Source organism: Bradyrhizobium sp. AZCC 1721 (assembly GCF_036924715.1).
In the GTDB taxonomy this organism is placed as follows: domain Bacteria; phylum Pseudomonadota; class Alphaproteobacteria; order Rhizobiales; family Xanthobacteraceae; genus Bradyrhizobium.
The window spans coordinates 2,832,731-2,846,328 of record NZ_JAZHSB010000001.1 but is presented as its reverse complement, the minus strand read 5'-3'; the positions used below and the strand labels follow the sequence as shown (position 1 = coordinate 2,846,328).

14 protein-coding genes are annotated in these 13,598 nt (G+C 60.8%); 2 read left to right on the top strand and 12 right to left on the bottom strand.

The features are described from left to right. Positions 1–7 precede the first annotated feature (7 nt). The 11 genes from V1273_RS13485 to V1273_RS13435 form a co-directional block, all read right to left on the bottom strand. Positions 8–2,179 (bottom strand): heavy metal translocating P-type ATPase, encoded by a 2,172-nt coding sequence (locus V1273_RS13485; RefSeq protein ID WP_334409895.1) that lies wholly within the window; start codon positions 2,177–2,179, stop codon positions 8–10. After that, positions 2,176–2,901: a sulfite exporter TauE/SafE family protein gene (locus V1273_RS13480; protein ID WP_334368113.1), complete on the bottom strand. Its 726-nt coding sequence runs from the start codon at positions 2,899–2,901 to the stop codon at positions 2,176–2,178. The genes V1273_RS13485 and V1273_RS13480 overlap by 4 nt, the downstream gene beginning before the upstream one ends. Positions 2,902–2,958: 57 nt before the next feature. After that, a complete protein-coding gene (locus V1273_RS13475; RefSeq protein WP_334359520.1) occupies positions 2,959–3,081 on the bottom strand; it encodes a hypothetical protein in 123 nt (40 codons plus the stop codon). 14 nt (positions 3,082–3,095) lie between these two features. Continuing rightward, positions 3,096–3,218 carry a hypothetical protein gene (locus V1273_RS13470; RefSeq protein WP_334359519.1) on the bottom strand — a complete coding sequence of 41 codons (123 nt, stop codon included), beginning with the start codon at positions 3,216–3,218 and terminating at the stop codon, positions 3,096–3,098. Between the two features lie 62 nt (positions 3,219–3,280). After that, positions 3,281–3,490, bottom strand: a complete 210-nt coding sequence (locus tag V1273_RS13465; protein WP_334368112.1) for a hypothetical protein — start codon at positions 3,488–3,490, stop codon at positions 3,281–3,283. Then, positions 3,450–3,641, bottom strand: a complete 192-nt coding sequence (locus V1273_RS13460; RefSeq protein WP_334368111.1) for a hypothetical protein — start codon at positions 3,639–3,641, stop codon at positions 3,450–3,452. Before V1273_RS13460 ends, V1273_RS13465 begins: the two co-directional genes overlap by 41 nt. Positions 3,642–3,647: 6 nt before the next feature. Further along, positions 3,648–5,327 (bottom strand): cbb3-type cytochrome c oxidase subunit II, encoded by a 1,680-nt coding sequence (locus tag V1273_RS13455; RefSeq protein ID WP_334382780.1) that lies wholly within the window; start codon positions 5,325–5,327, stop codon positions 3,648–3,650. Next, positions 5,324–6,781 carry a cbb3-type cytochrome c oxidase subunit I gene (locus V1273_RS13450; RefSeq protein WP_334368109.1) on the bottom strand — a complete coding sequence of 486 codons (1,458 nt, stop codon included), beginning with the start codon at positions 6,779–6,781 and terminating at the stop codon, positions 5,324–5,326. Before V1273_RS13450 ends, V1273_RS13455 begins: the two co-directional genes overlap by 4 nt. A gap of 109 nt (positions 6,782–6,890) precedes the next feature. Then, positions 6,891–7,343, bottom strand: coding sequence for a c-type cytochrome (locus tag V1273_RS13445; RefSeq protein ID WP_334368108.1), 453 nt, complete (start codon positions 7,341–7,343; stop codon positions 6,891–6,893). A 10-nt stretch (positions 7,344–7,353) separates the two neighbouring features. Continuing rightward, the gene (locus V1273_RS13440) at positions 7,354–8,484 is read right to left on the bottom strand and encodes a metallophosphoesterase family protein (protein ID WP_334409894.1); all 1,131 of its coding nucleotides are present in this window, start codon (positions 8,482–8,484) and stop codon (positions 7,354–7,356) included. 138 nt (positions 8,485–8,622) lie between these two features. Further along, positions 8,623–9,378: a carboxypeptidase regulatory-like domain-containing protein gene (locus V1273_RS13435; RefSeq protein ID WP_442893731.1), complete on the bottom strand. Its 756-nt coding sequence runs from the start codon at positions 9,376–9,378 to the stop codon at positions 8,623–8,625. Between the two features lie 192 nt (positions 9,379–9,570). On the opposite strand from V1273_RS13435, the gene V1273_RS13430 reads away from it, so the two are divergent. Both V1273_RS13430 and hemA read left to right on the top strand, forming a co-directional pair. After that, positions 9,571–10,209, top strand: coding sequence for an SCO family protein (locus V1273_RS13430; RefSeq protein ID WP_334368106.1), 639 nt, complete (start codon positions 9,571–9,573; stop codon positions 10,207–10,209). Between the two features lie 64 nt (positions 10,210–10,273). Then, positions 10,274–11,509 (top strand): 5-aminolevulinate synthase, encoded by a 1,236-nt coding sequence (gene hemA, locus V1273_RS13425; RefSeq protein WP_334409893.1) that lies wholly within the window; start codon positions 10,274–10,276, stop codon positions 11,507–11,509. A 974-nt stretch (positions 11,510–12,483) separates the two neighbouring features. On the opposite strand, the gene V1273_RS13420 is transcribed toward hemA, so the two are convergent. Further along, positions 12,484–13,371: a LysR substrate-binding domain-containing protein gene (locus V1273_RS13420; protein WP_442894087.1), complete on the bottom strand. Its 888-nt coding sequence runs from the start codon at positions 13,369–13,371 to the stop codon at positions 12,484–12,486. Between the last annotated feature and the right edge of the window lie 227 nt (positions 13,372–13,598).

Here is a 13,598-nt window from a genome sequence, read left to right as displayed (position 1 = left end):
CGAAGGGTCAACCCGCTTGGAGAACTTCACTATTGACCGGAACGGCGGTGCTGCGAGGTGGAGGAGCGCTCTCCGCCGCGGCGAATGGAGCTGGTTCAGGCAGCCGCTCCAGCCGCAGCGAATTCAGTACGACGACAATGCTTGAGCCTGCCATCACTGCCGCTGCCCACACCGGCAGGAGTAATCCGGCCATCGCCAGACCCACGGCGATGAGATTATAACCGAACGCCCACGCCAGGTTGGTGAGTATAGTCGCGCGAACGGCGCGAGCGACGTCGATCACCCACGGCAGCATCCATAGCCCTCGCGGAGGAAGCACGACCGCGGCGGCCTCGCGGGCAAGGTCAGTCGCCGAACCAACGGCAATCCCCACATCGGCTCCGGCCAACACCGGCGCGTCATTAAGGCCATCACCGACCATCGCGACCATGCCATGGTTTCGCCGTCGCCGTTCCAGCGCCGCACGTTTGGCAGCGGGCAGTAGGCCCGCCTCGATATCGTCGCTCTCGATCCCGACTGCTGCGGCAATTCGCTGCGCGGCCACCGGAAGGTCGCCGGTCAACAGTATCGCGAGCACCTTGCGGCGACGCAAAGCTTCGACCGTCGCGCGCGCCTCTGGGATCGGCGTATCGTCGAGCGAGAGCACGGTACGCACCCGCTCGCCCCAACCGACATAGATCACCGAGTGGCCAGTCGCTTCGCGCAATCGCCCGCGCTCGGCCAGACCGCAGGCCAGCGGCCAACCCAACTCCCGCATCAAGATCGCGCTGCCGGCCGCCACGGTCTGCCCGTCCGAGTTGCCGCGGATGCCGCGTCCCGGCACGACCCGAACGTCGCGGCTGACCATCGGCTCGAGTCCACGCGCCGCAGCGGCGGCGACGACGGCGCGGGCCAGGCCGTGCTCGGAATGGCGTTCCAGCCCCGCGGCATGCGCGAGCGCGACGTCGGCGCTGGTGCCGTCGGTTTCAATGGCGACAACGCGCGCCTTGCCCGACGTGAGCGTGCCGGTCTTATCGAAGGCGATCAGCCGCAGGCGCGCAAGCGCCTCGAGCGCGGCAGGGTCGCGCACGATGCAGCCGCGGCGGGCCAGTCGTCCGATACCCAGCGACGTGGCCATCGGTGCCGCCAGTCCCACCGCGCACGGACAGGCCACCACCAGTACCGCGAGGCCGATCAACAAGGCGCGGTCAAACGCCAGGCGCTGTGCCCAGTACGCCGACGCTCCAACCCCCAGCATGAGAATGATCGGTACGAATACGGCGACGATGCTGTCGGCAAGGCGCTGGGTTGGGCTGCGGCAGGTGAGCGCATCGCGCACCGATCGACAGATCTGCGCCCAGCGCGTCGCATTTGCCGCGCCGCTGCTTTCGATGAGGAGCGGGCCGTCAAGATTGAGACTACCGGCGATCACTTGCGATCCGACGTCCTTGGTGATCTGCCGGCTTTCGCCTGTAATCAGGGCCTCGTCGGTGTGCGATTCGCCCTCTTTGACCACGCCATCGACGGGGATGCGCTCCCCCGGCCGAATCCGCACCAACGTACCGGCGCCGACCTCGCGCACCGGCCGGCGATACTCTCCGTCGCCATCAACGACGGTTGCCCACTCGCTCTCCGCCGCCAATAGCGGCTGCAGGTCACGCGCCGCCCGTGCGCGCGCGACGGCATCGAGATAGTAGCCCACGGTGAACAGCATCAGCACCATGCTTGCGGTGTCGAAATAGACATTGGGGGCGCGCTCGATGACGGCGAAGGCGGAATAGAGATAGGCGGCGCCGACGCCGAGGACGATCAACGCCGAGGAGGTCAGGCGCCCGTCCATGCCGTGGAGCCACGCCTCGCGGAGAAACGGTCCGCCGAGAATGATTACCGCGGGTGTTGCGAACAGCCAGAGCAGAAGATGAATCCAGGGAAGCATCTCGGCATCCGCGCCGCTGAAGGCGTCACTGTACAGGAGCAGGCTGAACAGCATGATGTTCATGGAGAGAAAGCCGCCGACACCGAGCCGAATCAGCAGCCAGGCGGCCTCCCACTCCTCGTTTTGGCCGTTCTTGACCTGGTAGGCGATACAGCAGCCGTAGCAGCAGAATGCGCAAGCCTCACCGTTCACCGTGCGCCGCATCGCCCGCCGCCCGATGGGTAACAGGCAATGGCTGCACAGCGCACGGTTATGTGCCGTCATGCGGGATATCCTCCTAGCCAACCATGCGCGAAGTGCGCGGCGAAAGGCAGGACACCGCGGCCGACGGTGACGAGACCAAGCAGCAAAATGCAGCTGCCGGCCAGCCACACGCCACGTTGCCGCCACGCCGGCGCAAGTGCTCGGCCGACGCCGCCCGTCAGCAGCAACGCGGGGAAGGTCCCGAGCCCAAACGCGGCCATGGTAAGAAGGCCGTACAATACTCCGGCCGTGCTCGCCGCCTGGGCGGCAAAGGCGTAAACCAGCGGACAAGGCAGGAAGCCGTTGAATACGCCAAACGCAAGCGGGGCGGCGTGTCCCGGCGCCGTCAACAGGCTGCGCAGGGATGCCGCGAGGGTACCCAGACCCGAGTTGGTCGTGATGCGATGCAGGCGCGGCAGCAGGCCAAAGAACTGCAGCGCCATGGCGATCATCAGCAGTCCGGCGAGGATCGCGAGAATCCGCTGACCGGTGTCAAGCGAACCGCTCAGTAGCGGGACTGTCGTTCCCTGCGGCGTGCATATGACCTGACCGAGGGCGCCCGCGAGTCCGCCGAGAAAGCAGTAGGTCGTCAATCGACCGGTATTGTACAGCAGATGGCGCAGAACTGTCGCGCCACGTCCCTGCGGATCGCGGCCCAGCGCACAAGCGAACCCGCCGCACATACCGATGCAGTGAAAGCTACCTGCGAACCCTGCGAAGAAGATTACGAGATAGGCGCTCATCGGCAGATTGCCCTGCCCGTCCAACGCTTGTGCAGCGACGGCACCGCTCCGCCGCCGCTACCCACGCACGAGATAGGCGACCCAAACGAAGAAGGCGACCGTGGCTATCGCGAAGCCGACTAACGCGATGATCTGGATCGCACTCGCATCGGCGAGCGAAAAAACCGGATTCTCGATCATGCGCGCCCTCCTGGTCAGCCGAAATAGACACGGACTACGTTTATGGCTAACTCGGTGAACAGGAACAGCAGGTTCAAGGCCACGAGGGCGAGAATGATCCTGGCTACCAGCACCTTCTGCTCCTTCTGAACCGGCAATTCCCGCTCCTTTATTCGAATCGGAATCAGTCAGTCACCAGCTTGCACGTGAGCCGCGATCGCTAGATGCGTCCCGGTCCCAGCCCACCCCAATAGACCACGAGGTAGTAAAGCGCCCAGATGAAGAGGACGGCATAGACAACCAGCAGCCAGATGGGAATGTAGCCGTGGCGAGACTCAATAGTGCCGCCGGCATACTCCTCCATCTCCTCGTTCTCGGCAGGCGAGCTGTTACTCGCCTTCGTGCTTGGCGTTCGCGTCGGATCCGTCATCGCCGACCTCCCTCTGCACGAACCGGATGGATGCATCGTTGGCGCCGCTGAAGGCGCCCGAGAGCACGCCCCAAATGAAGACGCAGAGCGCACCGAGACTCATCATCAAGGCTGCAATGTAGGGGCCGACGATCTCGAAATAGATGGTCATCGCTCTTTACTCCTTGGCGGCCCGTTGTTCGACCGCACCATTCCCGCTGCGGCCGGCAAGGACGCGGGCGCGGCTCGCGGTACGGCTGCTTGGAACGTAGGCTTTGTCCGGCGTATCCGCCTCGAGCGCGGGATCGTTGAGCGCCCTGCGATCACTGGGGGCGATCGGGAGCGGTTCACCCGACAGCGGATCCTTGTAGGCCGACAGCGCAAGCACGTAGTAGGAGAGCGCCCAGCGGTCCTCTTCCGACAGCGGATCTCGGTAGGATGGCATGGGCGTGCCACTCAACCCGGTCGTCATAGTGCGAAAGATGTCCTCAACGGTAGGACCCGACTTGAATTGACCGGCGGTAAGGTCCGCGGGCGGGCTTGGAAAGCCCAGATCGTCCTTCAGCCCGGGAGCCTTTTCGCCATCACCCTTCCCGGTTTGACCATGGCACTCCCAACACTTTGCACTCTGCCACACATCCTTGGCGCGAGTGAGCATCTGCTCAGACGGAACAGGCGGCCGCCCGATATACAGGGGAGGACCTGGCGGTTCTTCCTTGAAATAGGCATAGGGCTTTGCGGGGTCTGAACGGTCGACCGCCAGTTCATACTTGATGTACTGAATGACGGCGAGGCGGTCGATTATATGCAGCTCGTGCCAGGCCGGCATCGCCGTGCCCCGAATGCCGCGTGTAATGGTGCGCAGAAGGTCGCCGTCGGTTGGCAACGGCTCCTTGGTCAGCCTGAACTTGAAAACCGCCGCCGCGAAGCTTCGCGGGCGCTGCTTGTACATAAAGGTTGCAGCCGGTCCATTGCCGTCGCCGCTCTCCCCGTGGCAGCCGAGGCATCGCCGCTGATAGACCTCTTTGCCGTAGGCGATCCATTCGCTCGATCGCGGCACCGTAGCATCCGTAACTTCGAGCTTTTGCGGCTCAAACAGGTCCCGCCACTTGCCGCGATTCATGCCAAGTTTTTGAAGATAAGCGATGAGCCCCTGCAGCGCTTCTGTCTCGGCAGCAATGTTGACGGTGTCGCCGGTATATTCCTTGTTCGGTGTCCAAACGATCGGAGCCTTGCCGCGCGCCGCCATGGGCACGAACAGAAGACCATCGGCGTTCGGGGTGAGCTTGACCTGCTCCTTGCTTGCGAATGCGAAGAGCTTCTCAGTAACGGGCGTTCGTTCCAGGCTGCGATTACCAGCTCCGTCATCGACAATCTTGACCTGTTCTGCCGATGTGTCGAACAGTCCCCGAAAAGGCGCCATATTCGAATCCGGTGAGAGCATTCGCGGATTCCAGAAATGCGCGAGATGCCATTCGTCGCTGAACTTGAGCCCGACCCGCGTCAGATCCGGCCCAATACGCCGGGTGCCCCATAGGTGAGGCACATCGAAGGCGTATTCGCCTGCTTCGGAGACCGGACCCCAACGGCGCGTCTCGCCGGTCACCGGACGCACGTATTGCGAATGGCAGTACCAACACCCCTCGCGCAGATACACTTGGCGACCGAGCTGCTGCAGCGGCGTATAATCAGTGGCATCGGTCACCATCCATTTGAGCTGACCAAAATCGGTGCGGACCACGGCGGTCACGTCGGTCGTCCGCGCCGTCGGCTCAATAAAGGGTAGGATGCCCTGGGTGACCACGGCGAGGAAGAAGAAGAAAACCCCGGCTACCAGAGCGACAAAGCGCGCACTCATTCAGCTGGCCCTCCAGCGGGAATCGGGGCTGCACCTGGGGCTGCGATGGGCTCTCTTTCCTCGGCCGGTCGACTGAGCGCGGTCATCATAAGATTGAAGACGAGCAGGGACATGCCGAGGTCCATCGTGATGCCGCTGAGGGTACGCACCAGCCAATAGGCTTTCATCCGGACCACCGTGTCGAGCCACTCGGTGCCATTCATCCATTCGAAGCCTTGCTGCAGACCTCCAGCGGTCAGCACCAGACCCATGGTGGAAATACCGACGGTGATCAGCCAGAACGACCAGTTGCCAAGGGTCCATGACCAAAGCTCGCGTTTGAACGCGCGCGGCCACACGTAAATCAGTCCGCCCATCGCCCAGACCACGAACGTGCCGAAAACGGTGAGGTGCGAGTGTGAGATGACAAAGTCGGTGAAATGGGTGGGCTGCTGGATCGAGCGCAACGCCTCGGTCGAGCCCTGGAAGCAACCCGCCAGATACATCAGCGAGCCCATGATCAGGAACTTCGCGGGGAGATTCTTCCCGAATCCATCCCAACGCCCCTTCACGGTGCCGAAGAAGTTCACCAGCACCGTCCAAACCGGAATGATCAGCAACATGGAGGTGATGATCGCGAGAGTCTCGGTCCAGTCGGCGATCGGGCTATACAGATAATGGTGGATGCCGACGAAGGGATAGAACAGCGCGAGCGACCAGAAGCCCACCAGCGACAATTGGTGGGCATAGAGCGGATTGCGCACACTGACCGGCAGGAAATAGTAGATGAGCACGTAGCCTGCGGGCGTGATCCATAGTCCGACAATGTAATGGATATAGAGACCGTGGAACGCAGCGCTGTTAATGCCTGGAATCGTGTATGGGAGGATAAAGCTGCCCAACAGGAGATTCATCGTCGTCCATACGAAGGCCCCAATGAGATACCAGAGCGCCACATAGAGCGGCGCCTCGAGACGTTGTGCGATGGTAAGCAGGAACTGTGCCGTCGTCGCCGCGATGACGATGAAGATGGGAATCTCGGCGAAGAGCGGGAGCTCGCCCGCCTCCAGACCATGGTTCTGCGCAAAAGGCAGCGAGATCAGCCCCGCCGCCAAGCTGATGTTATACAGCCATGCCAGCGGTACGCCCCATTGTGCCCATGGTACCCGCACGCCGCAGAGCCGCGGGACCAGATAGTGACATTCGCCGATGAAGAGGGCGGAAAAGGCGCCGAAGATGACACCATTGACATGAACCGGCCGCAGCCGGCCAAAGGTCAGCCCTAGATTACTGGTCCCAAGATAATCCGGATAGTTGAAGAGACCCGAGATCGCCACGCCGATCGAAGGCGTAACGAGGAGCCAGAACATGCCAAAATAAAGCCAGGTTCGGACCACCCGCCAATCGACCAGATCATCCAAGTTGACGCCGCTGAACCTGCCGCGCAGTCTCTCTGCAGGAAACACCTCCGCCATGGAGCATTCCCCCTTGCTTGTCTGTTAATGCGCTCTCTCCTGTTCTCGGATAGACGCAGCTTCGACAGCAATGACCCGCGCTAGAAGCCTCCGCTTCGCAGCATCGAAATCAGAACTTGCCCGGGGTTAACACCGAGCCGCTCTGCGACCAGTAGATGTACGCTTCCAAAGCCTTCATCGCTTCTGAGTCATCGGCGATCTTTTCTCCCTGGTTGGGCTTCTCGATGCACCAATTGATCATGTCGCGCAGCGTCGCGAACTTAGCCATCTGCGCTTGGTACTTCGGGAACGTGGCGGGGTGGGTATCGGCTGTCATCGGATGGCACATAGCGCATGCCATTCCAGTTTTGGACAACACCACACCCATCGCCTCCTCGGTTGCTGCATCACCGTGAAACAGCAGGTCGCCCTTGCGGACCTGCTCCATGAACACTTCCTTGTAGGAGTTCAGCAGCTGCGGCGTCACCGGGTCCTTGTGTGCAGTCGCAGGACCGACCAGAACAGCAAGCGCCACCGCCGGGACGGCGCGGAACAGAATGAAACGTGTAATGGGCGCGGTCATGACCATTCTCCTAGTATGGCCACATATTGTCGGCGATCCGAGGCCGCAAAACCTCGGGAATGCTCTTCGCATAGTCATCCGGGGACTGCGCGAACACCTGCTTACGCCACATGATGTATTCGGCTTCGACTTTGTCCTGGGCGCTGACGTCGATCTTGGCCCAACCTACCCCGTCAAAGTGATCGCCGGGGTCGACCCGGATCATCGGCTTTGTAAGCTTCGGCACCCCCTCCGGCGCGTACGGCCAAGGCCATGAGGTTGCCAGCATGCCGATCGAGCGCATGGTGCCGATTTCGTTATAGAGCACCTGATGCGTGTGACCGTGGATATTGGTGACTTTGGTGTAAGGCTTGAGCACCTCGTTCACCTCGCGCCAGTCGCGCACCCAGAAATTCCACGGCGGATAGTACTCGTAGAGCGGATTGTGGCTGAAGATGACGACCGGCCGGTTCCGGTCCCAATTGGCAAGCGTCTTCTGCAGCCAGTCGAGCTGATCGCGACCGACGCCCGCCCACGCGCCGGCGACTGTTCCGTCGAGCGTGGCCATGTGACCCATGCGTTCCTCGGGACTCATCTTCCTCGCCGTCCAATAGTCCGGGCCGCGACTGACGGTGTCGAGCCCGACAAAGCGCACGCCCTTGTGGTCGAAGGTCCAGTGGGGCTGACCGAACAGTTCGCCCCATTTCTTGCCCATGTCGAGGTACCAGTCGTGCTCGCCCGGGATGAAGACCTTGCGGATGTTGACTTCTTTCAAGATCTCTACACCGAGCTCGAGTTCCTCGACCTTGCCAAGCTGGGCCAGATCGCCGCCGAAGATCAGGAAGTCGGCCGGCGGACTCATGGCCTGCACCTCCTTGGCGGCACGCACCGTCTTCTCGACGAAGCGCGTATTGAGGGACTTCGGATAGAGATGGGTGTCGGAAATCCAGGCAAACTTGAATGGCGCCTCGGCCGCATAAGCAACGTCGAGAGTGTTGAGCAGCGGCCACCAGGCGAAGGTCTCTGCTACGGTCGCCGCCCCGACCAGACATGATTTGTGAACAAAGGTGCGCCGGGTAATCCGCAGCGAGGGGTCAGGATGCACCCAGGGCTGTTGGAGCACCGCGGCTATTTCGCGCCGGTCGCGCTCAAGCTCGGACATGGGGGTTCCTCCTTGGGACGTGTCGTTAGTCGTTACAAGGCATCTCTCCGCTCACGCGAAGTGTCTCCGGCTGTTTGCAACTCGCCGGATTTCTTGTTTCTTCGGCTCGATTGTCGCGGGTCGAGCCGCGGAAACCCGTCACTTCCCGGAGCCGCCTTGCACCGAAGAGGCGCCCTTCTTCAGTTCGATATTCAGATCGCTCGGCTTCCCTGCCGCTACGGTCACCGTCTGCTCGTTCGGGCCGGTGAAGGGTTGGTACGCCACCAGCTTGTAGGTTCCGGCCGGAACGTCAGGGATGGTGAATTTGCCGTCGGCGCCAGTGATGGCGTAGTAGGGATTGTCGGCGACATAGATAAACGCTTCCATCCAGCCATGTGCGTCACAATCGATGCGCACTTCGCCTGGCCGCGGCAACTCGACGGGAATTCGCTGACCCTGATTAGGCAGAGCGAGGTTGAACACGGTGCGCTTGCCGTAATAGCCGTGCGTGTTGTGCAGCATCGGATCGCTATTGACCACGTCCAGGCCGCCCACACGTATCACCTGAATGTTGGGTTCGAATTTGCACTTCTTGTTGTCGATCTCCGGCTTCTTGGCTTCCGCCGGCCAGGCTTTTCCTTTCGCGATGTCGGCCAGATACACGACGGCGTTCTGGACGCTCTTGTCTGGCCCGACCTGGATGAGCGTCTCCTCGTAGGGACCGCCGCACACCTCGATGTCCTTTGTTGGAATGACCTTGCGGGTGCCGGGGGTTCCGTTGAACACGACCTTGCCGGTGATCGATCCGCCGCCGGCGACCGGGCCCGCTTCGTAGGCTTGCACCGGAACCGGGGTTGCCACCACCATGACCATCGACGACACCCCGATCAGCCACTTCATGGCTAAGCCAGTCATCGCAGCACTCTCTCTGTTGATGTCAGCAGGAAAATTCGTAGAGAGCTAACAGCCATTTACAGGGACTAGGAAAATCAGAACTCCTTTGCGAAACCTTAAGCAAAGCTTATGAAGCTTGAGAGCAAAAATCGTATAAGAAATACGTGCTGAATTGAGATACGCACCGCATATGCACCGCCGCGGGGGCATTTGATGCGTCGCCGTTCCGTGTTTTCGGCCCTCGGGCGGCCAATGCCTTTCGGGATTGCTGTCGCCACCGCGTTGGTGTTGAGCCAACCGCTCGTGCGCGCAGCCAACTCGCCGGTGACGATCGGCGGCCCGTTCACACTCAGCTCACCTGATGGGGCAACGGTCACGGAACAGACCTACCGTGGGAAATGGCTTCTGGTCTATTTCGGCTTCACCTCGTGTCCCGATAGCTGCCCGACGGCGCTCCTTGAGATTGCCGCCGCGCTCGAGAAGCTCGGCCCCGATGCCGACAAGCTCCAACCGCTGTTCATCACCGTCGATCCGCAGCGCGATACGTCGGCCGTCATGGGGAACTACACCCACTCATTTGATCCGAGGATCGTCGGGCTCACGGGCACGCCGCAGCAGATCGCTGCCGTTGCCCAGGAGTATGGGGTCTACTACGCACCTCATAAGAGCGGGCCGGACGCTAAGAACGACCTCATTGACCACAGCACCTATCTCTACCTGATGGACCCTGAAGGCAAATTCGCGCGCGGGTTCGACGCCAACACGCCAGGCGACCGCATCGCCGAGGCGGTGCGCGGCGCGATGGCAAAGGCTCGCGAGAATGCAAGTCATCAGGGACGATCAACGCAATGAGAGCGTGTCTTGACCAAAGGGGTTGCGCGGGGCGCTTGAGACTGTCGCAGCCAGGGAGGCTGTCATGAATTACGATGGCTATTTCCTTGATGCCCTCGCGCGGTTACGGGACGAACGGCGCTACCGCGTCTTTGCTGATCTTGAGCGCATCGCCGAGCGTTATCCCCGCGCCATCTGGAACTCGCCTGCGGGCCCGCGCAGCGTCGTGATCTGGTGCTCCAACGACTACCTTGCCATGGGGCAGCACCCGAAGGTGATCGGCGCTATGGTTGAAACCGCGACCCGCATGGGCACCGGAGCCGGCGGCACGCGTAACATCGCCGGCACCAGTCATCCGCTGGTCGAGCTTGAGCACGAGCTGGCGGACTTGCACGGCAAGGAGGCGGCGCTCGTATTTACATCCGGCTACATCTCGAACCAGACCGGTATTGCTACGATTGCCCGGCTGATGTCAGGCTGTGTGATCCTGTCCGACGAGCTCAACCACAACTCGATGATCGAGGGCGTGCGCCAGTCCGGGACGGAAAAGCATATCTGGCGCCACAACGATCTCGGACACCTCGAAGAGCTGCTCAAACGGGCCGATCCCCAACGGCCGAAGCTGGTTGTGTTCGAGAGCGTCTATTCCATGGATGGTGACGTCGCACCCATCAACGGCATTTGTGATCTTGCCCAGCGTTACGATGCAATGACCTATTGCGACGAGGTGCATGCGGTCGGCCTGTACGGCCCGCGAGGCGGCGGCATCACAGAACGCCAAGGCGCCGCGCAGCGCATCGACGTCATTGAGGGAACGCTTGCCAAGGCCTTCGGCTGTCTTGGCGGATACATTGCGGGCGATGCCGCGCTGATCGATGCGGTGCGCTCATACGCGCCTGGCTTTATTTTCACCACAGCCCTTCCGCCGCCGATTTGTGCCGCTGCAACCACAGCAATTCGCCACCTCAAAAGCTCCAACTGGGAGCGCGAGCAGCATCAGCGCCGCGTAGCGCGCACGAAGGCAGTACTTAGGGCGGCCGGGCTCCCGGTCATGCCGAGCGAGACGCACATCATACCCGTCCTCGTCGGCGACCCAGAGCACTGCAAGGAGGCAAGCGACCTCCTGCTCACCGAGCATGGAATCTATATCCAGCCGATCAACTACCCGACCGTGCCGCGCGGGACGGAGCGGCTGCGCATCACGCCTTCGCCCCATCACGACGACGACATGATCGAAGCGCTCGCCAGGGCGCTGATCGTTGTCTGGGAGCGGCTCGACCTGCCGCGCGAGGACCGGGCGCTCGTGCAGATGAGCACGTAGATCCGGACGGCATCCTGAAGGCGCGAGTTGCCGCGAAGGATCGATCGCGAGTGGGCACAGGAGGAGTTGGCTTGTCACCTTCAAGGACTGTGATTTCGGACATTTTCGACGATGAGGCATGTAGGCTCGCACTCCTCAGAACATCGAAGAAAAATATGCAACATCGTGGAACTGAGTAGCGGGGGAGCGACTCGAGCTCCAGTCATTAAAATTCGTCGCTCTAACGCTGAACCAGCCAACCCCCTGCCCCGCCGGCAAAGACGAAGGTCGGTCCCGTTCTCCATTTCAGACGAGTGAGTTCAGCTTCTCGATCGAAAGCGGAGCATTCTGCTCCAATCAATCCGATCCGTCCGCGTCGCACGCACCCCGACGTCTACAACACGCCTCGGAGAGAGCTGCTCAGATTTGCCATTAAAATAGACTTCTCTTGATCTCCCAGTGCACACGTCGTGCACACGCGGCGCTCTAATCATTTGAATGAATTGCAATGCAACTTGATGTTTTTAACCCCCGTCCGCGGAGCATCTCCGACCCAACTAAAATATCGAAAACAACCCCATGCAAAGTAGCATCGCGGTTGCAAGGACGCTTCGGGCGATGCGAAGCTCTGACCGGTTTATTCCCAGCAAATGGGTATTGCCGCTTGCCGCATCAAACCCTCATGCTAACCATCGTTCATGGGCGCGTCGCCACAACCTCTTTCGCCACTTGGTCGACGCGTGGGCGCGAAATGCCCGTAAACAAACCGCGATGTTTCTCCGACCCTCGTCCATTTGGTTGACCTGATGAGGAAACAGCTTGATCGCACGGCATCGATGGCTGCTTCCGGCGCGTTCGCCAAGGGCTTCGCCGAGAAATGGATGTAAAGTCGGATAGCGGAGCGGATAAGCATTAAAGACGGCCATCCAGCCGGGCCACCAGCACGCTCCATGTGTCAGTTTAAATCACCACGATTACCTGTCGTCGCAAGCCAACTATGGTTGAGAAAGCCGCAGCGCGTTCGTTAATGCAGACAGCGCGGCCGGCTGATGCTGACGGCTGGGGTAATACATGAAGAATCCGGGAATTGGCGGCGTCCAGTCCTCGAGCACACGAATAAGACGACGCTTCGCAATATACTCTGCGACCTGCTCTTCGAATGCGAGTCCTAGGCCGGCGCCAGCGAGTGCCGCCTGAATCACTAGGTGGGTATCATCGATTATGAGTGGGCCATTCACGCCAACCGTGACCGTCTTTCGGCCTTTCTCGAATTCCCAACGATATGGACCGCCCGGAAGACGCAGGCCTATGCATCGATGGTCATTGAGATCCTTGGGCTTCCGAGGAATGTTTCGTGATGAAAAATAGCCTGGCGATCCGACCACCGCCAATCGCAGCTCCTTCGTGACCCGCACCGCGATCATGTCCTTTTGAATATACTCACCGAGTTGAATACCGGCATCGAACTCACCCGCAACGAGGTCTACTGGGCCAGTGACGGTAACAACGTCAAGAACGATGTCGGGGTAGGCCTCTGCGAATGCCGTGAGCCGTGGCAACAACACCATCACGGCAGCCGACCAGGACATTACAATACGAAGGCGTCCGGCAGGTCGGTGCCGAACGCTTCGGGCATTGTTGATAGCACGCGCAATTTGGTCGAGTGCCGGAGACAATTCTTTCAAAAGAGCGGCCCCTGCAGCGGTTGGCGCGACGCTCTTGGTCGTTCGAGCAAGAAGCTGCAACTCGAGCCGCTGCTCAAGTCCCCGTATCGTGTGACTCAGGGCAGACTGAGACACACCAATCTTTGCCGCAGCCCGCGTAAAGCTTCGTTCGCTGGCGACGATTGCAAAGGTAGCGAGTTCGTTCAGTTCGTTTTTCATGATTTATGAATATTGCTCATAACCCCATGCTACGCAACACGACTAGTTTCATAGATCACTTTGTCCTACGTTTGCCCAACAACGAGAAGGAGCAACGTTCCGCACGTTGTGGCCAGCTTGACGCTGGGCACGGGAAATTGGGCCTAAGAGCTGTTCGTAGTAACAACCTGGGCGTTTGTACCGGGCGGCTTCAGTCTTCATCTGAAGAATGCAACTTGGCTCGTGGA